The sequence below is a fragment of the Amycolatopsis sp. lyj-112 genome, assembly GCF_046549055.1.
Lineage (GTDB): Bacteria > Actinomycetota > Actinomycetes > Mycobacteriales > Pseudonocardiaceae > Amycolatopsis.
The window spans coordinates 323514-347977 of record NZ_JAJPWS010000001.1; the positions used below are offsets into that span (position 1 = coordinate 323514).

The following is a 24464-nucleotide window of genomic DNA, read 5'->3' on the forward strand; positions in this document are numbered from 1 at the left end:
AGCCGCCAGTAAAGGCGCGACTTCGCGCAGATGTCAAGGGTCCGCCGCCGTCCGGGGGTTTGCAAGACCCTGGTCTCAAGCTACAGTGAATTACTGAACGGACGGTCTGTTAATCCCACCACTTGAAGGGTCGCCCCATGGCATTGCTGCGCAGCTACGTCTCCGGCGGATGGCACACGGCGGACAAGGACGGCGTACCGCTGCACGACGCCTCGACCGGCGAGGAGGTCGCCCGGGTCTCGTCCGACGGGATCGACTTCGCCGCCGCGCTGGAGTACGGCCGCCGCACCGGTGGCCCCGCGCTGCGTGAGCTGACCTTCCACCAGCGTGCCGCGCTGCTGAAGGCATTGGCCTCCCACCTGCGCGAACACCGCGACGAGCTGTACGCGCTGTCGGCGCGGACGGGCGCGACCAAGGGCGACTCGATGGTCGACATCGACGGCGGCATCGGCGTGCTGTTCGCCTACTCCAGCAAGGGCAAGCGCGAACTGCCGAACGACACCGTCTACGTCGACGGCAACGTCGAGCCGCTGAGCAAGGGCGGCACGTTCGTCGCCCAGCACATCGCCGTCCCGCTGCGCGGCGTCGCGGTCCAGATCAACGCCTTCAACTTCCCCGTCTGGGGTCCGCTGGAGAAGTTCGCGCCCGCGTTCCTCGCCGGCGTGCCGAGCCTGATCAAGCCGGCCAGCCAGACCTCGTACCTCACCGCGCGGCTGGTCGAGATCATCATCTCCTCCGGCATCCTCCCCGAGGGCACGCTGCAGTTCGTCGCGGGCAGCGTCGGCGACCTGCTCGACCACGTCACCGCGCAGGACCTCGTGTCGTTCACCGGCTCGGCGTCGACGGCGCAGAAGCTCCGCGCGCACCCGGCGATCGTGCGCAACTCCGTTCGCTTCAACGCCGAGGCCGACTCGCTGAACTGCTCGATCCTCGGCCCGGACGCCGAACCCGGCACCACCGAGTTCGACCTCTTCGTCAAGCAGCTGACGACGGAGATGACCGTCAAGGCCGGCCAGAAGTGCACCGCCATCCGTCGCGCTTTCGTCCCCGCCGGCCTGCTGGACGCCGTCGCCGAGGCCGCGAGCGCGCGGCTGGCGAAGACCGTCGTCGGCAACCCCACCGCCGAGGGTGTCCGGATGGGCGCCCTGGCGAGCCTGGAGCAGCGTGAGGAGGTCCGGCGGTCGCTCAAGGCGCTGCTGGACGTCGGCACGGTCGTCTTCGGCGACCCGGAGCAGGTCGAGGTCGTCGGCGCGGACGCCGAACGCGGCGCGTTCATCTCGCCGGTGCTGCTGAAGGCCGACCCGGAGCGCTCCGAGCCCCACGAGGTCGAGGCGTTCGGCCCGGTGTCGACGCTGCTGCCCTACACCTCCACCGAGCAGGTCATCGAGCTCGCCGCCCGCGGCGGCGGCAGCCTGGTCGGCTCCATCGTCACCGCGGACGCGGAGTTCGCCCGCGAGGTCGTGCTCGGCGTCGCGCCGTATCACGGTCGCCTGCTGGTGCTCGACGCCGACGACGCCAAGGAGTCGACGGGCCACGGCTCGCCGATGCCTCAGCTGGTGCACGGCGGCCCCGGCCGAGCGGGCGGCGGCGAGGAGATGGGCGGTATCCGCGGAGTGCTGCACCACATGCAGCGCACCGCCGTCCAGGGCAGCCCGAAGGTGCTCAGCGCGGTCACCGGCCGCTGGGTCACGGGCGCGCCGAGGACCGAAGGCGACGTCCACCCGTTCCGGAAGTCCTTGGCGGAGCTGAAGATCGGCGACTCCGTCGTCGCCGGGCCGCGCACGGTGCTGCAGTCCGACGTCGATCACTTCGCCGAGTTCACCGGCGACACCTTCTACGCGCACACCGATCCCGAGGCGGCCGCGGCGAACCCGCTGTTCGGCGGCATCGTGGCGCACGGGTACCTCGTGGTGTCGTTCGCCGCGGGCCTGTTCGTCTCGCCGGAACCCGGCCCGGTGCTGGCCAACTACGGCCTGGAGAACCTGCGGTTCCTCACCCCGGTCAAGGTGAACGACAGCCTCACGGTGACCCTGACCGCGAAGCAGATCACCCCCCGCATCGACCAGGAGTACGGCGAAGTCCGCTGGGACGCCGACGTGACCAACGCCGACGGCGACTCGGTCGCCAAGTACGACGTGCTCACCCTGGTGGCGAAGGAGCAGTCATGACAGCCACGGTTTTTGAGGGAACACAGCCCGAGGAAGACCTCGAACGGCACTTCGAGGCGACCATCGCGCACGACCAGCGGATCGAGCCGCGCGACTGGGTGCCCGAGGGCTACCGCAAGACGATGATCCGGCAGATCGCGCAGCACGCGCATTCGGAGATCATCGGCATGCAGCCCGAGGGCAACTGGATCACCCGCGCGCCTTCCTTGCGGCGTAAGGCGATCTTGCTCGCCAAGGTGCAGGACGAGGCCGGGCACGGGCTGTACCTGTACTCGGCGGCGGCCACGCTCGGCGCCGACCGCGCGGACCTGACCGACAAGCTGATCAATGGCAGGCAGAAGTACTCGTCGATCTTCAACTACCCGACGCTGACCTTCGCCGACGTCGGCGTGGTCGGCTGGCTGGTCGACGGCGCCGCGATCTGCAACCAGGTTCCGTTGTGCCGCAGTTCTTACGGCCCGTACGCCCGCGCCATGATCCGGATCTGCAAGGAGGAGTCCTTCCATCAACGGCAGGGTTTCGAGCTGCTGATGACGATGATGCGGGGCACTCCGGAGCAGCGGGAAATGGTGCAGGAGGCGGTGAACCGCTGGTGGTGGCCATCGCTGATGATGTTCGGGCCGCCGGACGCGGATTCACCGAACACCGCGCAGTCGATGGCGTGGAAGGTCAAGCGCCACACCAACGACGAGCTGCGCCAGCGTTTTGTCGACATGTCCATCCCTCAGGCCGAGGCGCTGGGCGTCACCTTCCCGGACCCGGACCTGAAGTGGAACGCCGAACGCGGGCACTACGACTTCGGCGCCGTCGACTGGGACGAGTTCAAGAACGTGTTGAAGGGCAACGGCCCCTGCAACGCCCAGCGCATCGCGCACCGGCGGCGGGCCCAGGAAGACGGCGCGTGGGTACGCGAAGCCGCTTCGGCGCACGCGGCGAAGAAGGAGGTCTCGGCATGAAGCACGACTGGCCGCTGTACGAAGTGTTCGTCCGCGGCAAGCGCGGCCTGAACCACGTGCACGTGGGGTCGCTGCACGCGGCCGACGACGAGATGGCGTTGCACCACGCCCGGGATCTGTACACCCGGCGCAACGAAGGCGTGTCGATCTGGGTCGTGCGCGCGTCGGACATCACGGCGTCCTCGCCGGACGAGAAGGACCCGTTCTTCGCGCCCAGCGGCGACAAGGTGTACCGGCACCCGACGTTCTACGACATCCCCGACACCGTTCCCCACATCTGACATGAGCTTCGACAACGCCTACGAGGCGATCACCGAGGAAAACGACTCGCGCTGGGCCTTCGGCACCGGGTTCGAGGATCCGCTGTCCGGTGTGGACACGACGGTTCCGTCCGGTGTGGACGGTGCGAAGCTGGCGGCCTACTGCCTGATGCTCGGCGACGACGCGCTGATCTTCTCGCACCGGCTGCAGGAGTGGTGCACGAACGCGCCCGAACTCGAGGACGAGGTCGCGATCGCGAACATCGCGCTCGACCTGCTCGGCCAGGCGCGGCTGCTGCTCGCTCGGGCGGGCAAGGCCGACGGGAGCGGGCGCTCGGAGGACTCCTACGCCTTCTTCCGGAGCGAGCAGGAGTACCGCAACGTCCGGCTCGCCGAACTCGAAGGTGGCCACTTCGGGCACTTGATCGCGCGGCTGATGGTGTTCTCGATCTGGCGGCTGGCGCTCTTGCAGCGGCTTGAGTCTAATGCCGCCTCCGCGGGGAAGAGCGCGTCGGCGGAGTCCTCTGTGGACCCGGTGCTGGCGGCCATCGCGGACAAGGGCGTCAAAGAGGTCGCCTACCACCGCGACTACGCGGCGCAGTGGGCCGTCCGGCTGGGCGATGGGACCGAACTGTCCCACGAGCGCATGCAGGAAGGCCTCGACGCCACCTGGCCTTACGTGGGCGAGCTTTTCGTGGCACACCAGGACGAGTTCGTCGACTCGCCCTCGCTGCGGCCGGAGTTCGACGCGATCCTCGACCAGGTGCTCGCCGCCGCGACCCTGACGCGGCCCGAGATCGGGGCCATCGCCGGCGTCTCCGGCCGGATGGGCCGCGACGGCGTGCACACCGAGCGGATGGGCTTCCTGCTGGCGGAACTGCAGAGTGTCGCCCGGGAACACCCGGAGGCGACATGGTGACCGCGTACGCCGTGGCGGCCACGGTCACCGACCCGGAACTGCCGATGCTCACCCTCGCCGACCTCGGCGTGCTGCGTGAAGTGTCCGAAAAGGACGGCCGGGTGGTCGTGGCGATCACCCCGACCTACACCGGCTGCCCGGCGATGGACACCATGCGCGACGACCTCGTGCACGCGCTGACCGGCGCCGGTTACGGCGACGTCGAAGTCCGCACCGTCCTGCAGCCGGCCTGGTCGACCGACTGGATCACCGCCGACGGCAAGCGGAAACTGGCCGAAGCCGGGATCGCGCCGCCGGGTGCGGCACCTCGGAGGACCGGTCCGATCCCGCTCACGTTGAGCCCGCCGGTGTCCACGGTCCGCTGCCCGAACTGTGGTTCGGCGGACACCGAAGAGCAGTCCCGGTTCAGCGCGACGGCGTGCAAGGCGTTGCGCCGCTGCAGGTTCTGCCTCGAACCGTTCGAACACGTCAAGGAGATCTAGTGACCGTGTCCTCTCCTGCGACCACGCCGCGCCGCACGGGTTTCCACACCCTGAAGGTGGCCGACGTCCAGCGCCTGTGCGACGACGCCGTCGCGGTGACCTTCGACGTGCCCGAAGACCTCGCGGAAACCTTTCGTTTCAAGGCGGGCCAGTCCCTGACGCTGCGCCGTGAGGTCGACGGCCGGGACGAACGCCGCTCGTACTCGATCTGCGCACCCGCCGGTGCGGCGCCGCGGGTCGGCGTGCGCGAGGTGCCGGGCGGGCTGTTCTCGTCGTGGCTGGTGCACGACGTGCGCGCCGGCGACGAGATCGAGGTCGCCGCGCCCACCGGGCACTTCACCCCCGACCTGGAAGCCGCCGGGCACCACGTCCTGGTCGCGGCCGGATCCGGGATCACGCCGGTGCTGTCGATCGCCTCTTCGCTGCTCAGTGATTCCGACGCGACGGTCACCGTGCTCTACGGCAACCGCCGCACCGACACCGTCATGTTCGCCGACGACCTCGCGGATCTGAAGGATCGCTACCCCGCGCGGCTCGAACTCGTGCACGTGCTCTCCCGCGAGCCGCGCGAGGCCGAACTCTTCACCGGACGTCTCGACGTGGAAAAGCTGCGGCGCCTGTGCACCGTGCTGATCTCGGTCGAAGATGTCGCGCACTGGTGGCTGTGCGGACCGTTCGACATGGTGACCGGCGCGCAGGAACTCCTGCGCTCCCTGGACGTCCCCGACGAGCAGGTGCACCAGGAACTGTTCTATGTGGACACTCCGCCGGAGCCGGTCCATCACATCGACCCGGCCGTCGTCGGATCGTCCAGCGAAGTCACGCTGGTCCTCGACGGCCGGTCGACGACGATGACGCTGTCGCGCAACTCCTCTCTGCTCGACGGCGCGCAGAAGTACCGCCCGGACCTGCCGTTCGCCTGCAAGGGCGGGGTCTGCGGCACCTGCCGGGCGAAGATCTGCGACGGCAAGGTGGACATGCGGCGCAACTTCGCCCTGGAGAAGGCCGAAATCGACGCCGGTTTCGTGCTCACCTGCCAGTCGGTCCCAGTTTCCGAAGCCGTCACCGTGGACTACGACGCCTAGACAGCGATCTCGCGTGATTGAACCCGTAACTCATGTGATCAGACCCGTAACTCGCGAGTTACGGGTCTGATCACGCGAGTTACGGGTCCAATCACGCGTGGTGCGGCTAGATTTCCAGCCACCTGGTGATGCCGAGGTCCTTCAGGAACGGCCGGTCGTGGCTAGCCACGATCAGCACGCCCCGGTAGGCCCGCAACGCTTCGGTGAGCCGCCGCACACTCGCCAGGTCGAGATTGTTCGTCGGCTCGTCGAGCAGCAGCAGTTTCGGCGTCGGTTCGGTGAGCAGCAACGTCGCCAGCGCCGCGCGGAACCGTTCCCCGCCGGACAGCGACGCCACACCGCGGTCGGCCGTCTTGCCCCGGAACAGGAACCGCGCGAGCCGTGCGCGGATCTCGTTGTCCGACAGCGACGGCGCGACCTCGCGCACGTTGTCCACAATGGACAGCGTGTCGTCGAGGACGTCGAGCCGCTGGGGGAGCAGCCGAGCGGGGACGAACAGCCGCACGTCACCCGACCTCGGGGGAAGTTCGCCGGCGATCGTGCGGAGCAGGGTGGTCTTCCCCGACCCGTTCGGCCCGACGAGCGCGATCCGTTCGGGACCCATGACATGCAGGTTCACCGGCGGGCCGAACCGTGGTACGGCATCGATCCGCAGCACGTCGTTGCCAGGGAACACGAGCGTTTCCGGCAGTTCGACACGGATCTCCGGGTCCTCGCGCACCAAATCCTCGGCGGCCTTCAACGTTTCGACGGCGTCCTCCAGCCTGCCGGTGTGCATGTTCCGGTACTTGCCCGCGGCGATCTGCGCGTCCTCCTGGCGTTTGCGCATCCGCCCCTTGGGTTCGCGTTTCTGGTCCCACATCTTCTGGCCGTAGCGGGCACGCCGGTCGAGGGCGATGTGTGCCTCGATCAGCTCCCGTTTCTGTCGTTTGACGTCGGATTCCGCCGCCCGGACATGTCTGCGCGCGGCCTCCTGTGCGACCTCGACGGCGTGTTCGTAGTCCGCGAGGTTGCCGCCGTACATGGTGACCTCGCCGTCGCGGACTTCGGCGATCTTGTCGACCAGTTGGAGCAGTTCGCGGTCGTGCGAGACCACCACGAGGACCCCGGCCCAGCCGTCGACCTCGCGGTGCACGAGTTCGCGTGCCCGGAGGTCGAGATTGTTGGTCGGTTCGTCGAGCAGCAGCACGGCCGGACGGCGCAGGAGCAGCGCGGCCAGCCCGAGCAGCGTGACCTCACCCCCGGAAAGGTCGCCCACCCGCTGGTCCAGGCGTACCGCGCCCAGTCCCAGCCTGTCGAGGATCGCGCGGGTGCGCTCCTCGACGTCCCAGTTGTCGCCGATGGTGCTGAAGTGCTCCTCGGCGGCCTCGCCGCTCTCGATGGCTCTGAGCGCGGCGCGGATCGCGGTGACACCGAGGACGTCGTCGACGCGACGGCCGGTGTCCAGCACCAGGTTCTGCGGCAGGTAGCCGATTTCACCCGGTGCGGTGATCGAGCCGGATCCGGGCCGCAGCTTGCCCGCGAGCAGCCTGAGCAGTGTGGACTTGCCGGATCCGTTGGTGCCGACGAGGCCGGTGCGGCCGATGCCGACGGTGAGCGAGAGGTTGTCGAACACCGGGGCGCCATCGGGCCAGGTGAAGGTGACGTCGGAAAGCGTCAGTGAAGTGGACATGAGACTCCCTGCGAAGGAGGTGCGGACAAGGGCGCAGGTTCGTCTCAGAAGATCACCGGGCCACGCTAACCGACCGGCGGCTCCGGTGCGACCGATTTTTCCGGGGCATACTGGCGGACGTGAGCGAACGCCCCCACGTCCTGCTGTCCGCCGCGGTCTCGCTGGACGGCTACCTCGACGACGCGACCGATACCCGGCTGGTGCTGTCCAATCAGGACGACTGGGCCAGGGTGGACGGCCTGCGCGCGGCGTCGGACGCGATCCTCGTGGGCGCGAACACCGTCCGCGCGGATGATCCCCGGCTGCTGGTCCGTTCGCCGGAGCTGGTCGCCGAGCGCGTCGCGGCCGGGCGTCCCGAGCAGCCGGTCAAGGTCACGATCACCCGCAGCGGGTCGCTCGATCCGGCGGCTCAGTTCTTCACCGTCGGCGACGCGGAGAAGCTGGTCTACGCGCCGCCCGGCGTGGTCACGGGCGTGAAGGCGACGGTCGTCGAGCTGGTCGATCTCCGTGAAATGCTGGCCGACCTGTTCGTGCGCGGCGTGCGACGGCTGATGGTCGAAGGCGGCGGCGCGATCCACACGCAGTTCCTCACCAGCGGCCTCGTCGACGAACTCCACTTGGCCGTCGCGCCGTTCTTCGTCGGCGACCCGCGGGCGCCGCGTTTCACCGGACCGGGCGCTTTCCCGCGCGGGTTGACACTGGCGGAGACGACGCAGCTCGGCGACATCATCGTGCTGGAGTACCACGCGACGCCGGAACCGTCCGAAGTGGACATTCTGCGGCTGCGCGAGACCATCGCGCTGGCCGATCTCTGCCCGCCCCGTACTTTCCGCGTTGGCGCCGTCATCACCGACGCCGACGGCGAGGTGATCTCGACCGGCTATTCGGGCGACGGCGATCCGGCGAACCACGCGGAAGAAGCCGCGCTCGCGAAACTCGAACCGGGCGATCCCCGGCTGGCGAAGGCGACGATGTACACCTCGCTGGAGCCGTGCAGCTCGCGGACGTCACATCCGCGAAGCTGCACCCAGCTCATCCTCGACGCGGGAATCCCGCGCATCGTGTTCGCCTGGCGGGAACCGTCGGTGTTCGTCGACTGCGTCGGCGCCGAGACACTGGAAGCGGCCGGACGCCGGGTGATCGAGGTATCAGCCCTCGCCGCCGACGTCCGCCGCGCGAACACCCATCTCCCGGGTGTCCACCCCTGATCTACTTGCAGGCGCCGCAGCAGCCGCAGCCCAGACCGGTACACGCCGAGCAGCAACCGTGGCGAAGCACGACCTTCAACAGGCGCTTGATCATCGCTGTCCTCCCGCATCCTTGACGTCCCACCGCCACCTGTCACGCTAAGTGGTCCGCGGGTCACAGGGGTACCGCCGGGCGGGCCACGGCGGCGCTCCAGCGGGTGACGTCAGGATTCGAGGTCCCCCTCCAACGATAAGTAGACCTCGCGCAGCTGAGCCAAAAGGTCGGCATCCGGCTCCGCCCAGAGCCCCCGTTCGGCCGCCTCGTTCAGCCGCTCGATGATGCCGCGCAACGCCCACGGGTTGGCCTTGCGCAGGAACTCCTGATTGACCTCGTCGAGCACGTAGGACTCGGTGAGCTTCTCGTACATCCAGTCGCCGACCACCCCGGCCGTGGCGTCGAAACCGAAGAGGTAGTCGACCGTCGCCGCCAGTTCGAAGGCGCCCTTGTAGCCGTGCTTGCGCATCGCGGCCAGCCAGCGCGGATTGACCACGCGGGCACGGAAGACGCGCGCGGTCTCCTCGCCGAGGGTGCGGGTGCGGACCGCGTCCGGAGTGGTGCTGTCGCCGACGTAGGACGCCGGAGCGGTGCCGGTCAGCGCGCGGACCGTCGCGATCATTCCACCGTGGTACTGGAAATAGTCGTCGGAGTCGGCGATGTCGTGCTCACGGGTGTCGGTGTTCTTGGCCGCCACCACGATCCGCTTGTACGAGTTCTCCATGTCCTCGCGCGCCGGCTTGCCGTCGAGATCGCGCCCGTAGGCGAAACCACCCCAGACCGCGTAGACCTCGGCGAGATCCTTGTCGTCACGCCAGTTCCCGGAGTCCATCAGCGGCAACAGTCCCGCGCCGTACGCGCCGGGCTTGGAACCGAAGATCCTCGTGGTGGCGCGACGTTCATCGCCGTGCGCGGCCAGATCCGCGCGGGTGTGGGCGCGGACGAAGTTCTGCTCGTCCGGCTCGTCCAGGTTCGCGACGACGCGCACGGCGTCGTCCATCAGCGCGATCACGTGCGGGAAGGCGTCACGGAAGAACCCGCTGATCCGCACGGTGACGTCGATACGCGGGCGGCCGAGTTCGGCGAGCGAGATCGCCTCGATCCCGGTGACCCGACGGGACGCTTCGTCCCAGACCGGCTGGACGCCGAGCAGGGCGAGGACCTCCGCGGCGTCATCGCCCGAGGTGCGCATGGCCGACGTGCCCCAGACCGACAGGCCGACCGAACGCGGCCAGTCGCCCGTGTCCTCCTTGTAGCGCCGAAGAAGCGAGTCGGCCAGCGCCTGCCCGGTCTCCCAGGCGAGGCGGCTCGGGATGGCCTTCGGATCGACGGTGTAGAAGTTGCGGCCGGTCGGCAGGACGTTGATCAGGCCGCGCAGGGGAGAACCGCTGGGACCGGCGGCGATGTAGCCGCCGTCGAGCGCGTGCAGGATCGCGTCGATCTCGGCGCCGGTGCCCGCCAGCCGCGGCACGATCTCGGTGGCGGCGAAAGTGAGCACCTGTGCGACATCCTGGTGTTCCGGTACGACGGCGACGACCTCGGCGACGGCGGCGGGGGACCAGTCACGGGCCTCCATCGCCTCGACCAGCCCGCGTGCCTTCTGCTCGATGGCGTCCACTTCGGACAGTGGTGTGTCGCTGTTCTCCTTGAGCCCCAAGGCTGACCGTAGTCCGGGAACGGCGCCCTGTTTGCCGCCCCACATCTGCTGCGCGCGCAGCATGGCGAGGACGAGGTTGATCCGGGCCTCACCTTCCGGTGCCGCACCGAGAATGTGCAGGCCGTCGCGGATCTGGGCGTCCTTGACCTCGCACAGCCAGCCGTCGATGTGCAGCAGGAAGTCGTCGAACTCCACGTCGTGCGGCCGTTCCTCGATACCGAGGTCGTGGTCGAGTTTCGCGGCCTGGATCAGCGTCCAGATCTGCGCGCGGACCGCGGGCAGTTTCGCCGGGTCCATCGCGGCGATATTGGCGTGCTCGTCGAGGAGCTGTTCCAGCCGCGCCAGGTCGCCGTAGCTCTCGGCGCGGGCCATCGGCGGGATGAGATGATCGATGATCGTCGCGTGCGCGCGCCGCTTCGCCTGCGCGCCCTCGCCCGGGTCGTTGACCAGGAACGGGTAGATCAGCGGCAGGTTGCCCAGGACGGCGTCCGGCGCACAGGAGTCCGAGAGCCCGGCCGTCTTGCCGGGGAGCCACTCCAGTGAACCGTGTTTGCCCAGGTGGACGACGGCGTGCGCGCCGAACTCCTGCTCCAGCCAGCGGTAGGCGGCCAGGTAGTGATGGCTCGGCGGGAGATCCGGGTTGTGGTAGATCGCCACCGGGTTCTCGCCGAACCCGCGGGGCGGCTGGATCATCAGGATCACGTTGCCGGACTGCAGCGACGCCAGGACGATGTCTCCGTTGTCGACATAGAGTTCGCCGGGCGCGGGACCCCAGTGCTCTTCCATCCCCTCACGCAGTTCCGCGGGGAGCTCGGCGAACCACTCGCGATACTTGGCGGCGGGCACGCGGATCGGGTTGCCGGACAGCTGTTCCTCGGTCAGCCACTCCGGATCCTGCCCGCCCGCGGCGATGAGCGCGTGGATCAGCGCGTCACCGTCCGGCTGCTCGGTGCCGGTGGGCTCGACGCCGGGGAACGGGTCCTCACCGAGGTCGTAGCCCTGATCACGCATCCGGCGCAACAGCTCGATCGCGGACGCGGGCGTGTCGAGACCGACGGCGTTGCCGACGCGCGAGTGCTTCGTCGGGTACGCGGACAGCATCAGTGCGATGCGGCGTTCCTGCGGCGGCGTGTACCTCAGCCGGGCGTGCGCGAGGGCGATCTTCGCGACCCGGGACGCCCGTTCGGCGTCCGGCACGTACTTCGGGAGGCCGTCGTCGTCGATCTCCTTGAACGAGAACGGGACGGTGATCAGGCGGCCGTCGAACTCGGGGACGGCCATCTGGTTCCCGGCGTCGAGCGGCGAGAGGCCGTCGTCGTTCCCCGCCCAGGTCTCGCGGTCGCTGGTGAGGCACAGCGCCTGAAGGATCGGGATGTCGAGCGCGGCCATCTCGGCGACGTCCCACGCCTCGTCGTCCCCGCCCGCCCCGACCTCGGACGGCCGGGTCCCCCCGGCGGCCAGCACGGTGACGAGGAGCGCGTCGGCCTTGGCCAGCTCGGCCATCATCTCCGGCTCGCGGGTGCGCAGAGACGCGCAGTGGATCGGGAGCGCGCGGCCCCCGGCGTCCTCGATGGCGTCGGAGAGGGAGTGGACGAACTCGGTGTTCCCGGACAGGTGATGCGCCCGGTAGTAGAGGATCGCGATGACCGGGCCTTCTTTTCGGCGGTTCTCGCGCTCGAGGACGCCCCACAACGGCTGGACGGCGGGCGGCTCGAAGCCGTCACCGGTGAGCAGGAGGGTGTCGCTCAGGAAGCGGTGCAGCTGCGTGAGGTTCTCCGGGCCGCCCTGCGCGAGGTACGCGTGGGCCTCCGCCGCGGTGCCCGCCGGGACCGTGGACAGCTTCATGAGCTGCGCGTCCGGCGTCTGCTCCCCACCGAGGACGACCACGTGCGCGCCGCTCGCGCGGACCGTGTCCAGGCCCTCTTGCCAGCTCCGCTCGGACCCGAGGATCCGGACGATGACGATCTGAGCGCCGTCGAGCAGCGCGGGCAGTTCGGCCAGGTCGAGCCGGGCGGGGTTCGCCAGCCGGTAGTCGGCCTCGCTGGCCCGCCCGCTGAGCAGGTCAGTGTCCGAAGTGGACAGAAGCAGGGTCATGCCGGCTCGAGGTTCGACTTCCCGCCGAGAGCTCATGGATACAGTCCTCACTCGGGGTGTCCGCGCCCCGGGTCGTGCGGTCGCGCCGGCCGGAGTTCCTGGCTTCCCCTGGTGCTCAGGGTGACAGTGGCGGGACCGCCCCGGAGTCTCACCGGGTTCCTCCACCGCCGACGCGCGGGTTTCCCGCTCACTCTCCGGTGCGGCTCGGCCCGGCGTCAAGGTGATGTGCCCGTCAGGAGGGCGATCTGATCGATGAGCTGCTCCCCGACCGCGCCTTCCGCAGCCGCGACAGCGGTCGCGGGAGCCAACCCGCACATCTGTCGAACACATGTTCGTAAGTTTATGCGACCTTGAAAACATGCGGATCATGCTGCCGGGGTAAATCGAAGCGTATGAATTCGAGTGCTCGATCGCGAGCGGTGGCCACCAAGGTCGCCTTGACCGGTCCAGACCACTCGTGCCCGGCACACAGCGTGGTGATCCGTGACCCCCTGATCACTCCGCGAGAAAGGTCGAATCACCGGGAACCGAAGACAGGATCTCGACGACTTGTGGGGCTGAACGCGACCCGGCGAGCGGAGTGAGATGCACTGGTACGAAGACGACGACCTATGGGTCGGCTTCGCGGACGTGATGTTCCCGCCGAGCCGGGCCGAAGAGGCCGAACGCCTGACGGCCACGTCACCGTTGCTCGAGGTCTCCGACGGCACAAAAGTGCTGGATCTGGCCTGCGGCCCGGCGACCCACGTCGTCGCGCTGGCGAGGAGAGGTGCCGACGTGACCGGCGTCGATCTCAGCCCCGCCATGCTCGAACGCGCTCGGGAGGCCTGTGAAAGCGCCGACGTCGCCGCCAAGCTGATCCAGGCCGACATGCTCGAGTACACCGAATCCGGCGCGTACGACCTGATCATCAACATGTACACGTCGTTCGGCTATTTCACCGACGCCGGCGACAACCTCACCGTGCTGCGCAACGCCTTCACCAGCCTCGCACCGGGCGGCACCCTGCTGATCGACGTGCTCGGCAAGGAAGTGCTGGCCGGCTGGGTCGGCCGCCCGAAAGTCGTCGACGTCGACGGCGGGACGGTGTTCATGCGAGACACCATCCTCGACGACTGGACGCGGCTCAAAACCGATTGGACCCTGGTCCGCGGCGGCGAGGCACGGCAGGCCTCGATCGTGTCGTACCTGTACAGCGCAGCGGAACTGAAAGCGCTGTTCGAGACGGCGGGCTTCACCCGCGTCGAGTGCTTCGGCGACTTCGACGGCTCGCCCTACGACAACCACGCGCGCCGGCTGATCGTGCGTGGTGTCCGTGCCGTCTGAAACCCTCCGCCTGTTCGCCGAGCCGGACGACGACACCGTCCGGTCACGCCGGCTCACCGGCCCGATAGTGCTGCTGTCCGCGGCGCTCCTGCTCTCCCTGATCGCGGGGATCGCGCTCGGCCCGACCAACGTCGCCCTGCCGGATGTCCTGCGCTACCTGGGAAAGGCGATCACCGGCGGCATCATCAGGGGTGACGAGGTCACCGGGTACTCGATCGTCTGGCAGGTCCGCACCCCGCGTGTGCTGCTCGCGGCCGTGGTCGGCGCCGGGCTGGCGGTGGTCGGCGTGGCGGTGCAGGCGCTGGTGCGCAACGCCCTCGCCGACCCGTTCGTGCTCGGGATCTCCTCGGGCGCCTCGGTCGGTGCCGCCGCCGTCGTCGTGTTCGGCCTGTTCGCCGGGCTGGGCGTGCTGGCCTTGTCGACGGCCGCGTTCCTCGGCGCGCTGGGCGCGACAGCGCTGGTGTACCTCGCCGCGCGCAGCCGTTTCGGCCTGACGCCGTTGCGGCTCGTGCTCACCGGGGTCGCCCTCACCTATGCCTTCCAAGCCGTGATGAGCGTGCTCGTCTACCTCTCGCCGAACGGGCAGGCCGCGCAGACCGTGCTGTTCTGGCTGCTCGGCAGCCTCGGCTCGGCGACATGGGCGTCCTTGCCGCTGGCCGCGCTCGGCGTGGTCGTGGCGATCGTGGTCCTGCTGCGCTACGGCACCGCGCTCGACGTCCTGTCCATGGGCGACGAGACCGCGATGAGCCTGGGCACCGACGCGGCCGCGTTGCGGCGCTGGCTGTTCCTGCTCACGGCGGTCGTCACCGGCCTGCTGGTGGCGGTGAGCGGGTCGATCGGGTTCGTCGGCCTCGTCCTGCCGCATGTGGTGCGGATGGTCGCCGGATCCGGGCACCGCCGCGTGCTGGCGCTCGCGCCACTGGTCGGCGCGGTCTTCCTGGTGTGGGTCGATCTGCTCGCGCGGACGCTGGTCGCGCCCGAGGAACTTCCGCTCGGCGTGATCACCGCGCTGATCGGGGTCCCGGTGTTCCTCGTGGTGATGCGCCGCCGCGGCTACGCGTTCGGGGGCCGCTGATGCTTTCTCTCAGCGAGTTGTCCGTCGACGTCGCCGGGTCGACGCTGATCCGCGCGCTGAACCTGGACATCGGCGCGGGCGAGGTCGTCGGCCTGCTCGGCCCCAACGGCAGCGGTAAATCGACGGCGTTGCGCTGCGTCTACCGGGCGCTGACGCCGTCCGCCGGAACCGTTCTGCTCGATGGCATCGATCTCGCGGAACAGGGGCTGCGTGACACCGCCCGCCGGATCGCCGCGCTCACCCAGGACAGCCGCGCGGACCTGGACTTCACCGTCGAAGAGGTCGTCGCGCTGGGCCGGTCGCCGCATCAGCGAGGCAACCTCAGGCTGTCCGCGCGTGAACGCGAATTATGCCGGGAAGCCTTGCGGCGAATGGACATCACGCACCTCGCGCAGCGCAGTGTGCTGACGCTCTCCGGCGGCGAACGACAGCGCGTCCTGGTGGCGAGGGCACTCGTCCAGGAACCCGAGGTGCTGGTCCTCGACGAGCCGACCAATCATCTCGACGTCCGTCACCAGGTGGAACTGCTGAAGTTCCTGCGCGACTGCGGGCTCACCGTGCTGGTCGCGCTGCACGACCTGAACCTCGCGGCCGCAGTCTGTCATCGGATCGCGTTGCTGCGCGGCGGATCGCTCGCCGCCTGTGGCACCCCGGCCGAAGTGCTCACGCCCGAAACCGTCCGCTCGGTGTTCGGCGTCGAGGTCACGCAGGTGACCCATCCCGGAACCGGTGCGCTGCAACTGCTGTACGACCTTCCCGCCGAAGAAACCGAGGGGATCCCACGATGAAGCCGTCCCGGACGACCGCGCTGATGGCCGCGGTCTTGCTCCTGAGCGCGTGCGGCGCGCAGGTCGAAGCAGGCCCGGCCGCACCGGCACAGGCCACGGTGACCAACTGCGGCGCGCAGGTCGCCTTCCCGGCGCCGCAACGTCCGGTGGCCTACGACGTTTCCGGCGCCGAGAAGATGTTCGCGCTCGGGCTCGCCGGCCGGATGCGCGGCTACGTCATGAACTCGCTCGGCGACCCGTCGATCGCCGGATCGCCGTGGAAGGACGATTACGCGAAGGTCGAGCGGCTCGGCACCTCGCGGGTGACGCGCGAGATCCTGGTCAACGCCAAGGCGGACTGGGTGATCGCCGGGTGGAACTCCGGGTTCAGCGAGGAACGCGGGATCACCCCGAAACTGCTGGACCAGGTCGGCATCCGCAGCTACCTGCACACCGAGACCTGCTGGGAGTACCCGGCCGCGAAGGCCGAAGTGACGCCGTTGGAGGCGCTCTACACCGACCTGCGCAACCTCGGTGACATCTTCGGCGTCCGCCAGCGGGCCGACGAACTGGTCACGGAACTCAAGGGGCGGTTCGACAAGGTACGGGCCGCGGCGCCGAAGACCGCGCCCGCGAAGGTGTTCGTCTACGACTCCGGCACCGATCAGCCTTTCACCGCCGGAAAACACGCCGCTCCCCACGACATCATCGAAGCGGCGGGCGGGACGAACGTCTTTCGCGATCTCCAGGACGGCTGGGGCAGCGTCGGCTGGGAAGCGGTCGTGAGGGCCGAGCCCGAGGTGATCGTCGTGGTGGACTACGCCGACCAGCCCGCGCAGGACAAGATCGCGTTCCTCAAGTCCTCGCCCCAGCTGAAGAACACGCCCGCCGTGCGCGACAACCGGTTCCACATCGTTTCCTACGGCGATCTCGTGAGCGGGCCGCGTAACGCGAGCGGCGCCGAATCACTGGCCACGTACCTGCGTTCGATCGGCCGGTGATCGCGATGCATCCGGCGCCGCTCGTCCACGAGCACGTCACCGACGCGATCAAGACGCCGGCACTCATCCGGCTCACCCCGAACGTCGTGCTGATCCGGTTCGAGACCCTCAAGGTCTACGCCGCACTGGGCGCGGTCCGGTCGCTGCTCGCCGACGGGATCGTCCGAAAAGGACAGACGCTGGTCGACAGTTCCAGCGGGATCTACGCGCTCGCGCTGGCGATGGCCTGCCACCGCTACGGCCTGCGCTGTCATATCGTCGCCTCCACCACCGTCGACCTCACCATGCGTTCGCAGCTGGAGATCCTGGGCGCGACGGTGGACCAGATGCCGCCGTCCGAAGACCTCAGGCTCGACCAGCGGCGCCGGGTCGCGCGCGTGCACGAACTGCTGGAGCGTCACCCGGACATGCACTGGATGCGCCAGTATCACGATCCCGTGCACTACCTGGGTTACGGCGAGGTCGCCGGGCTCGTCGCCCGCGCGCTGCCCGCCGGGCCGGTGACCGTCGTCGGAAGTGTGGGCACCGGGGCGTCGACCGGCGGTATCGCGCGGTCGCTACGCGAACGGGACCCGGGCGTCCGCCTGACCGGGGTCCAGCCGTTCGGCAGCGTCACCTTCGGCAGTGAGCGGTTCACCGATCCGGACGCGATCATCGCCGGTATCGGCAGCGCGATCCAGTTCGACAACGTCGATCACGAACTGTACGACCGGGTCCACTGGCTCGATTTCGTGCACGCCATGGCCGCGACGATCGGCCTGATGCGGGAGCACGCGGTGTTCGCCGGGCTTTCCACCGGCGCGGCGTACCTGGTCGCGGGCTGGGAGGCCGCGCGGAATCCGGACCGGACGCACGTCGTGATCGGCGCGGACACCGGGCACCGTTACACCGCGAGGGTGTTCGCCCGGCATCGTGAAGCGGTCGATCCGGCCGGGCTTCACCCGCGCGAGATCGGCTCGCTGGACGACCTCGCCCCGCCGTGGTCGGCGATGGACTGGCGCCGTCGCCGGTTCGGAAAGCCCACATTGCCGTCCATGCGGCCGTACCGGAAGGAGCGGGCGTCGTGACCGTCGTCCTGCTGGAAGCGCTCACCTTCGGCCTGGGCAGGCTCGCCGACGCGGCGGCCGAGGCCGGGCGGAAGGTGGTGCTGTTCACCGGAAACCGCGAGATCTATCGCTACGAACTAGGCACCCTCGGGCCCGGCAGGGTCGAGGTCGTCGACATCGACACCACCGGCATCGAGGCATGCGAGGCCGCGTTGCGCGCCATTCCGGACCTCGCCGGGATCATCAGCTCGACCGACACCTGGGCACTGCCCGGCGCGGAGCTCACCGCCCGCCTCGGGCTGCCGGGACCGGACGCGGCGGCCGTGCGGGTGTTGCGGGACAAGGGCGCGGTGCGCGACCTGCTGTACGAGCACGGTCTCACCCGGGGACGGCCGGTGCCGGTCATGGTCGCCGAAGAACTCGGGTTTCCCTTGGTGGTCAAGGATTCTTCGGGGACGTCGTCGCGCGGGGTGTGGCTCGTCCGCGACGCCGCCGAACTCGGTCGCGCCCGGCTGGAGGCGAAGGACACGCCGCTCAAGGGGCACCTGATCGCCGAGCCGTACTTCGCCGGCCCGCTCTACAGTGCGGAAACCGTTACCTGGCAAGGGCAGACCCGGTTGCTCGGGATCCTGTCGCGCCAGTTGTCGCCGGAACCCGTGCGACGTGAGGAAGCCGCCGCGTTCCCGGTCGCGTTTCCCGAGGCCGAGCACAACGAACTGGCCGAGTGGATCGGCCGTGTGCTCAAGGCGGCAGGGCACGAGCAGGGCTTCGCGCATACCGAATTCGTCCTCACCGCCGACGGCCCGGAGGTCGTCGAGATCAACATCCGGATCGGCGGGGCGATGCTCGGTGAGGCGCTGTGCCGGTCGTTGGACACCAACGTCTACACCGCGATGATCTCGATGGCGCTGGGGGAGGAACCCGCGTTGCTCACCCAGGATGTCGGCGGTGGCCCGGGAGTCGCGTTCGTCCTGGCGTACCCGGCCATCGAGGGCGTTTTGAAGGGCTGGTCCGGGCTCGACCGGCTGCCCGGCCTTCCCGGCGGGCCCGAGTGGTACCCGACGGCGAGCGCGGGAGGCGAGATCCGGCACCTGGCGGATCAACGGTCCTGCACCGGGATCCTGCTGGCCGAAGGACCGACCGCGGAACTCGCCCTGCACCGCGCGCTCGCCGCGGCGAGCGGGATCACTCCCGAGGTCGAGCCCTTCCCCGTAGTTTGAGAGTTTTCTCAGATGGATAGCCCTACTTTCTGTTTCAGGAAGTAGGGCTATCCATCTGGAGGGACTGTGGGCGAAGCAGTGGGCAGGCGTGCGGTACTCGGGGGCGCGGCGGCGGCCGGAGTGGCGATGCTGACGGCGAACACCGCCGTGGCGCAGGAGACTCAGCGAGGGAAGGGGCGCTTCGCGGGCAAGGTCGTGGTCGTCACGGGGGCGACGTCGGGAATCGGCCGGGAGACGGCCATCGCCTTCGCCGCCGCCGGTGCCAAGGTCGGTTTCTGTGGCAGGCGCGAAGATCTCGGCCGGGAGGTCGAGCGAGAAATCCGGCGCGTGGGCGGTGAAGCGACCTACGTCAAGGCGGATGTCCGCGTGCCCGAACAGGTTCAGGCGCGTGGACGGTGTCGTCCGCCGGTACGGCAGGCTCGACATCGCGTTCAACAACGCCGGGATCCATCTCGGCAAGCCGCTGCACGAGATCACGATCGACGACTGGGAAGACGTGCAGCGCACCAACGCGCGCGGGGTCTTCCTCGCGATCAAGTACGAGGTGCCGCATCTGCTGAAGGCCGGTGGCGGGGTAATCGTCTGCACGGCGTCCGCGCAGGCGGACCACACCCGGCCGGGGCACGCCGCCTACACCTCGAGCAAACGTGCCGTGCAAGGTCTGGTGCGCGCGGCCGCGCTGGACTACGGCGCCCAGGGGATCCGGGTGCTGTCGATCGATCCCGGCACCGTCGACACCCGGTTGGTACGCCCACCGGGTATCCCGGACGACCTGTGGGCGCAGTTCAAGAAGGCGTGGGGTCCGCTGAACGTCCACGGTCTGCCCAGGATGGGAGAAGCCCAAGAGATCGCTTCGGCCGTTCTGGCGTTGTCATCACCGGATTTCGCCTATCTGACCGGTACTTCCGTCCTGGTCGACGGCGGGTTGAACACCGGGCGGCCGATGACCATGCCGCCCGGGTTCACCCCGCCCGGCTGATTCAGGAGCCGGGAACGCACTTCTTGGCCTCCGCGGCGGCGGCCTTGATCTCCGGTGAGTCCATTTTCATCGAAGCGAAGGGATCGGTGTTCTCCGTCAACGGTTTCTGTGCCGCGTCCAAGGCCTTGAGGCCCGCGTCCATCGCGGCCTGGCTCTTGGACGCGTCCAGCTTCCGCTTTCCTTCGGCCGCCGCGTCCCGTGACGCGGCGAAACGGTCCACCATGGACTTCTTCGCCTCGTCGCCGCCCGGGATCGGTGACGAGGGCAGCGCGGTCAGCTCGTCGACGGCCTTGCCGGCGAGCCCCGCGCGGGCCCCGAGGTCCTCGCTCAGCCATTTCCGGGTCAGCTCGGTGCCCGACTGCTGTTTGCTCGCGAGGTCGTTGTTCGCCTTCATGTAGCCGAACACCGCGCCGCATATCCCGTCGAGCCAGGCCACCGTCTTCGCGTCCGGCTTGTTGGGCGCCGAGGACGGCGGCGTGACGGTGACCGTCGCCGGCGCCGGCGATGCTTGAGGCGCCTCCCCGGAACAGGCCGTCACCGCGAACAGGGCTCCCACCAGGGAAGCAAGTAGAATTTTCGTCTTCATCGGATCTCCCCTCCGCCGTGAACACGTCCAAGAGGAGCCGGGGGTTGCCCGGAGATGACTACTACTTCTCGATGGCGTAGGCCTCGATCTCGACCTTCATCTTCGGGTTGAGCAGCGCCGAAACCTCGACCATGGTGGCCGCGGGCAGCACGTCGCCGAAGGCTTCGCGGTGCGCCCGCGCCACCAGTTCGGCGTCCTTGATGTCGGTTACGTAGGTGACGGTGCGCACCACCGCGGCCAGGCTCGAATCGGCGTCCCGGAGCGCGGTCTCGATGATCGAAAGCACCGCCGCCGCCTGTTCATAGGCGTCTCCCGAGAGGAAAGGTTCCCGGGCGGTGGTCCCGGAAACGTGGATGTGCTCGTCGACGCGCACCGCCCGGCTGTAGCCGAACACCTTCTCGAAGTCCCCGCCTGAGGGGATGTTCACCCGCTGAGTCATGACCCGAACGAAAGCACATCCGGCGGGCGCGGGGAACCGGATTCGGGATTCAGCGGGCGCCCGCTTCGGTGAGGAGAGCGGCGACCTCCTTCTGGCCCCCGGTCCGCGCATGGGCGAGGGGCGTGACGCCCTCTTTGTCGGCGAGGTTCACGTTCGCTCCGGCGTCGAGGAGCGCCCGTACCACCTCTTGGTGGCGCTGCCCGCCGTCGCCGAGGATGACCGCTTCGAGCAACGCCGTCCAGCCCAGGTCGTTCACGTGGTCGACGTCGATCCCGCTGCCCGCCACCAAGCGCACGTACTCGACGTGTCCCCGTTCGGAGGCGGGGATCAGCGAGACGCCGCCGAACCGGTTGGTGATGGTCAGATCCGGCCGTGCCGTGAGCAGCAGGCGGGCCATCGGGACGCTTCCGGTGACGCCGGTGACCAGCCATGGTGTGTCGTGCCGCCCGTCGAGCGCGTTCGGGTCCGCGCCTGCCTTGACGAGGATCCCGGCGATCTCGACCTTGTCCTCGGTCACCGCGATCAGCAGCGGGGTCCGGCCGCCACCGTCACGGGCTTCGAGGTCGGTGCCCGCCTCGACCGCCGTCCGGACCTGGTTCGCGTCGCCTCGCGCGACGGCTTCGAGCAGTGGGACCACGGGAACTCCTTGTGAGCTGGACGGTGTGCTGGGCGGGGCGCCCGGCGCCTGCGGGGAGCAGGCGCCGAGCATGAGGGTGGCGAGCAGCACCGCGACCGCCCGCTTCCCGATCATCAGCGAAGTTCCCCGATGGCGCGCGAGCCCGCGGTGGCGAAACGCTCGTCGAGGTCGCCGCTGGGTGCACCGCCGACCCCGATCCCGGCGATGGGGCCGCCGTTCACGGCCACCGGCACGCCACCGGCGAGGAAGAGGGTGCCGGGGATGTCCCGCACGGTCGGGCCGTCCCCCTGGGCGTTCTTCACCAGCGCGGACGTCGGCTGGCCGAAGGAGACCGCGGTGAATGCCTTGCGCTTGGCGGATTCCTCGGTCTGCGGGCCCGCGCCGTCTCCCTTGAGCAGCACGCGCACGGCGCCCGACCGGTCCAGCACGGCCACGGTCACCCGCTGGCCTTCCTTCTCAGCGGCGTCGAGCGCCGCCTGCGCGGCCCGGGTGGCGGCGTCGATGCCCAGCACGCTGGTCTGCACCACGGCCTGCGGTGCGGGCGGCTGTGGCTTACGGTCCTGCGCCTGCGCCGCGCCCAGCCCGGTGGCCAGGGCGACGGTCGCGAGACCGGCCGTCATGCCGAGGACGAGCCGGGTGCGGGGGAGCTTCGCGTTCATGGTGTTCCTCTTTCGTGGAGGGCGTTCGTTCTCCTTCGACTCTCGCTTCCGGCGGGGCTGAGCGAATCGGGCGTGCGGAGCCTGGTTCGCCGTCGTCCGGTCGGTGGGGCCATCCACCGAACGATTGATGTGGCATATCCCCGCCCGTGCTTACGATCATCTGCGACGACGGGAGGACCGAGATGAGGTGGGGCGCCGTGTGGAGGCCGAGCGCGCAGCTGAACGCCGCCATGCACGCCGGGTTCTTCCTGCTGCTGGCCGCGTCGGCGGCGAGGTTCGTCGTGGCGCACGACCTGAGCGGGGCGACGCCGCTGATCCTCGCGCTCACCGGCGCTCTCGCGCTCGTCTACGTGGCGGGAGTGCTGAGCTGGAAGAGCCTGGGACGGCGCCGCCCGGTGTGGCTGGCCGTGGTGATCGCGATCTGGCTCGCGCTGGTGGTGGCCGCGCCGAGCTTCGCCTGGTGCGCGGTGCCGTTGTTCTTCGTCTGCCTGCAGGTGCTGCGGTCGCGCACCGTGGTCGTGGTGGTCGTCCTGCTGACCGTCGCGACCATCCTCGCCCAGCTGCGGATCGCGAGCGGCTTCGATCCGAGCATCGTCCTCGCGCCGGTCGCCGTCGCGCTGATGGCCACGATGACGTTCCTGCAGCTCGACCGCGACCGGGTGAAGCAGGCGGAACTGATCGGGGAACTCGTGCGCACCAGGGTCCATCTCGCGGAAAGCCAGCGCATGGCCGGCGTGGTGCAGGAACGGGAGCGGCTGGCGCGGGAGATCCACGACACCCTCGCGCAGGGGCTGTCGAGCATGCGGATGTTGTTGCAGGCCGCGCAGAGGTCCTGGACCACGGATCCGGAACTGGCGAAAGCACATGTGGCCCGCGCCGTCGACGCGGCGGGCGGCAATCTCGAAGAGGCACGCCGGTTCGTCCGCGATCTCAGCTCCCCGCGACTCGACGGGACGGACCTTTCCGGTCCCCTGCGCGAGCTGACCGAGCACGTGGCCGCCGCCGTCGGGCACGTCGTGCGCTTCGAGATCAGCGGAGAGCCGTATCCGCTGGCTCCGGCAGTCGAGGCCGGGCTGCTGCGGATCGCCCAGAGCGCGCTGGCGAACGTGAACGAACACGCCGAGGCGGAGGAAGCCGCGGTCACTCTGACCTATCTGGCGGACAGGGTCGTCCTCGATGTCCGAGACGACGGCGTCGGCTTCGATCCGACCGCGGCCCGCACGAGGGACGGCCGCGGTTACGGGCTGGGGATGATCGGCGAGCGGGTCACCGGGCTCGGTGGTGAGATGGTCGTCGAAAGCGCACCGGGCGCGGGCACCGCACTCGCGGTCACCGTGCCCACCAGGGAGGTTCGATGACGATCCGGGTGCTGATCGTCGACGACCATCCGGTGGTGCGGGCGGGGATCGCCGCGCTGCTGGCCGGAGAACCGGACATCGACGTGATCGGCGAATGCGCCGGAGCGGATGAAGCACTGCGGTTCGCGTCCGCGCAGAAGGCGGACGTCGTCTTGATGGACCTCCAACTAGGTGCCGGACCGGACGGCGTGGACGCGACAGAACGCCTGACCGCGCTGCCGGACCCGCCCAGGGTGCTGGTGCTCACGACCTACGACGCCGAAATCGACATCACCAGGGCGGTGGCCGCAGGCGCGACCGGCTATCTGCTCAAGGCGGGCCCGCCCGACGATCTCTTCCGGGGCATCCGCGCGGCCTCGCGCGGCGAGACCGCCTTGGCACCTCAGGTCGCGGCACTGCTGGTCGGGCGCATGCGCGATCCGGTGCCCGCCTTGAGTCCCCGGGAGACCGAGATCGTCCAGTTGCTGGCGCAGGGGCTGATCAACCGGCAGATCGCCGCGCGGCTGTTCATCTCCGAGGCGACGGTGAAGACCCATCTGGTCCACATCTACGACAAGCTCGGCGTCGACAGCCGGGCAGGCGCGGTGGCCGTGGCCACGGAACGGAGGATCATTCGCAGTTGACCTAGAGCGCGCTCCAAGACCTTGCGTCCGCGGGCATGACGACGACTCTGATCACCGGAGCGAACCAGGGACTCGGCTTCGAGTCCGCCCGACGGCGGACTGGACGTACTGGTCAACAACGCCGGTATCGCGCCGGAATGGGGCGACGTCGTGGTCGGTGCCGAGGACCTGACGGCTGACCTGATGCGGCTGACCTTCGAGACGAACGTGATC

At 69.2% G+C, this 24464-nt stretch carries 22 protein-coding genes, 2 pseudogenes and 1 riboswitch; of the genes and pseudogenes, 17 read left to right on the forward strand and 7 right to left on the reverse strand.

The features are described 5' to 3' along the window. Positions 1 to 137 precede the first annotated feature (137 nt). From paaZ to paaE, 6 genes are read left to right on the forward strand one after another with little or no spacing between them, the layout of a single operon-like run. Positions 138 to 2168 (forward strand): phenylacetic acid degradation bifunctional protein PaaZ, encoded by a 2031-nt coding sequence (gene paaZ, locus ACLJRL_RS01465; RefSeq protein WP_410654147.1) that lies wholly within the window; start codon positions 138 to 140, stop codon positions 2166 to 2168. Further along, entirely contained in the window at positions 2165 to 3124 is a 960-nt protein-coding gene (gene paaA / locus ACLJRL_RS01470; protein ID WP_410654148.1) for a 1,2-phenylacetyl-CoA epoxidase subunit PaaA, read from the forward strand. The genes paaZ and paaA overlap by 4 nt, the downstream gene beginning before the upstream one ends. Continuing rightward, complete coding sequence (gene paaB / locus ACLJRL_RS01475) at positions 3121 to 3405, forward strand: 1,2-phenylacetyl-CoA epoxidase subunit PaaB (RefSeq protein WP_410654149.1); 285 nt, start codon at positions 3121 to 3123, stop codon at positions 3403 to 3405. Before paaA ends, paaB begins: the two co-directional genes overlap by 4 nt. A 1-nt stretch (position 3406) precedes the next feature. Then, on the forward strand, positions 3407 to 4303 hold the full coding sequence (gene paaC, locus ACLJRL_RS01480) for a 1,2-phenylacetyl-CoA epoxidase subunit PaaC (protein ID WP_410654150.1): 897 nt from the start codon (positions 3407 to 3409) through the stop codon (positions 4301 to 4303). Next, positions 4297 to 4785 (forward strand): 1,2-phenylacetyl-CoA epoxidase subunit PaaD, encoded by a 489-nt coding sequence (gene paaD, locus ACLJRL_RS01485; RefSeq protein WP_410654151.1) that lies wholly within the window; start codon positions 4297 to 4299, stop codon positions 4783 to 4785. Before paaC ends, paaD begins: the two co-directional genes overlap by 7 nt. Positions 4786 to 4790: 5 nt before the next feature. Continuing rightward, on the forward strand, positions 4791 to 5870 hold the full coding sequence (gene paaE / locus ACLJRL_RS01490) for a 1,2-phenylacetyl-CoA epoxidase subunit PaaE (RefSeq protein WP_410654152.1): 1080 nt from the start codon (positions 4791 to 4793) through the stop codon (positions 5868 to 5870). 106 nt (positions 5871 to 5976) lie between these two features. Here paaE and ACLJRL_RS01495 read toward each other — a convergent pair whose 3' ends face one another. Then, positions 5977 to 6894, reverse strand: a complete 918-nt coding sequence (locus tag ACLJRL_RS01495) for an ATP-binding cassette domain-containing protein (RefSeq protein ID WP_410655121.1) — start codon at positions 6892 to 6894, stop codon at positions 5977 to 5979. 150 nt (positions 6895 to 7044) lie between these two features. Beyond that, a pseudogene (locus ACLJRL_RS01500) lies at positions 7045 to 7542 on the reverse strand (ATP-binding cassette domain-containing protein); the annotation flags it as partial. A gap of 119 nt (positions 7543 to 7661) precedes the next feature. Between ACLJRL_RS01500 and ACLJRL_RS01505 the strand changes: the two are divergent. Further along, on the forward strand, positions 7662 to 8750 hold the full coding sequence (locus tag ACLJRL_RS01505; RefSeq protein ID WP_410654153.1) for a dihydrofolate reductase family protein: 1089 nt from the start codon (positions 7662 to 7664) through the stop codon (positions 8748 to 8750). Between the two features lie 203 nt (positions 8751 to 8953). On the opposite strand, the gene cobN is transcribed toward ACLJRL_RS01505, so the two are convergent. Then, a complete protein-coding gene (gene cobN / locus ACLJRL_RS01510) occupies positions 8954 to 12535 on the reverse strand; it encodes a cobaltochelatase subunit CobN (RefSeq protein ID WP_410655122.1) in 3582 nt (1193 codons plus the stop codon). A 92-nt stretch (positions 12536 to 12627) separates the two neighbouring features. Then, positions 12628 to 12697: riboswitch (cobalamin riboswitch) on the reverse strand. A 423-nt stretch (positions 12698 to 13120) separates the two neighbouring features. Here cobN and ACLJRL_RS01515 point away from each other — a divergent pair. The 8 genes and pseudogenes from ACLJRL_RS01515 (at position 13121) to ACLJRL_RS01550 (ending at position 19949) form a co-directional block, all read left to right on the forward strand. After that, complete coding sequence (locus tag ACLJRL_RS01515; protein ID WP_410654154.1) at positions 13121 to 13861, forward strand: class I SAM-dependent methyltransferase; 741 nt, start codon at positions 13121 to 13123, stop codon at positions 13859 to 13861. Beyond that, complete coding sequence (locus ACLJRL_RS01520) at positions 13842 to 14936, forward strand: FecCD family ABC transporter permease (protein ID WP_410654155.1); 1095 nt, start codon at positions 13842 to 13844, stop codon at positions 14934 to 14936. The genes ACLJRL_RS01515 and ACLJRL_RS01520 overlap by 20 nt, the downstream gene beginning before the upstream one ends. Then, positions 14936 to 15724 carry an ABC transporter ATP-binding protein gene (locus ACLJRL_RS01525; protein WP_410654156.1) on the forward strand — a complete coding sequence of 263 codons (789 nt, stop codon included), beginning with the start codon at positions 14936 to 14938 and terminating at the stop codon, positions 15722 to 15724. Before ACLJRL_RS01520 ends, ACLJRL_RS01525 begins: the two co-directional genes overlap by 1 nt. Further along, a complete protein-coding gene (locus ACLJRL_RS01530) occupies positions 15721 to 16704 on the forward strand; it encodes an ABC transporter substrate-binding protein (protein WP_410654157.1) in 984 nt (327 codons plus the stop codon). Before ACLJRL_RS01525 ends, ACLJRL_RS01530 begins: the two co-directional genes overlap by 4 nt. A gap of 5 nt (positions 16705 to 16709) precedes the next feature. Further along, complete coding sequence (locus ACLJRL_RS01535) at positions 16710 to 17771, forward strand: cysteine synthase family protein (protein WP_410655123.1); 1062 nt, start codon at positions 16710 to 16712, stop codon at positions 17769 to 17771. Then, entirely contained in the window at positions 17768 to 18970 is a 1203-nt protein-coding gene (locus ACLJRL_RS01540) for an ATP-grasp domain-containing protein (protein WP_410654158.1), read from the forward strand. The genes ACLJRL_RS01535 and ACLJRL_RS01540 overlap by 4 nt, the downstream gene beginning before the upstream one ends. A 126-nt stretch (positions 18971 to 19096) precedes the next feature. Continuing rightward, positions 19097 to 19297: pseudogene (locus ACLJRL_RS01545) on the forward strand (SDR family NAD(P)-dependent oxidoreductase); the annotation flags it as partial. A 61-nt stretch (positions 19298 to 19358) separates the two neighbouring features. Continuing rightward, on the forward strand, positions 19359 to 19949 hold the full coding sequence (locus ACLJRL_RS01550; RefSeq protein WP_410654159.1) for an SDR family NAD(P)-dependent oxidoreductase: 591 nt from the start codon (positions 19359 to 19361) through the stop codon (positions 19947 to 19949). Between the two features lies 1 nt (position 19950). Here ACLJRL_RS01550 and ACLJRL_RS01555 read toward each other — a convergent pair whose 3' ends face one another. The 4 genes from ACLJRL_RS01555 to ACLJRL_RS01570 all read right to left on the reverse strand — a co-directional run bounded on the left by ACLJRL_RS01555 (position 19951) and on the right by ACLJRL_RS01570 (position 22270). Further along, positions 19951 to 20535, reverse strand: coding sequence for a hypothetical protein (locus tag ACLJRL_RS01555; protein WP_410654160.1), 585 nt, complete (start codon positions 20533 to 20535; stop codon positions 19951 to 19953). Between the two features lie 61 nt (positions 20536 to 20596). After that, complete coding sequence (locus tag ACLJRL_RS01560) at positions 20597 to 20974, reverse strand: RidA family protein (protein WP_410654161.1); 378 nt, start codon at positions 20972 to 20974, stop codon at positions 20597 to 20599. A gap of 49 nt (positions 20975 to 21023) precedes the next feature. Beyond that, positions 21024 to 21725: an ankyrin repeat domain-containing protein gene (locus ACLJRL_RS01565; protein ID WP_410654162.1), complete on the reverse strand. Its 702-nt coding sequence runs from the start codon at positions 21723 to 21725 to the stop codon at positions 21024 to 21026. Beyond that, complete coding sequence (locus tag ACLJRL_RS01570; RefSeq protein WP_410654163.1) at positions 21725 to 22270, reverse strand: GlcG/HbpS family heme-binding protein; 546 nt, start codon at positions 22268 to 22270, stop codon at positions 21725 to 21727. Before ACLJRL_RS01570 ends, ACLJRL_RS01565 begins: the two co-directional genes overlap by 1 nt. Before the next feature lie 197 nt (positions 22271 to 22467). Between ACLJRL_RS01570 and ACLJRL_RS01575 the strand changes: the two genes are divergently transcribed. Then, the gene (locus ACLJRL_RS01575) at positions 22468 to 23628 is read left to right on the forward strand and encodes a sensor histidine kinase (protein WP_410654164.1); all 1161 of its coding nucleotides are present in this window, start codon (positions 22468 to 22470) and stop codon (positions 23626 to 23628) included. Then, positions 23625 to 24251 (forward strand): response regulator, encoded by a 627-nt coding sequence (locus ACLJRL_RS01580; RefSeq protein ID WP_410654165.1) that lies wholly within the window; start codon positions 23625 to 23627, stop codon positions 24249 to 24251. The genes ACLJRL_RS01575 and ACLJRL_RS01580 overlap by 4 nt, the downstream gene beginning before the upstream one ends. Positions 24252 to 24464 lie beyond the last annotated feature (213 nt).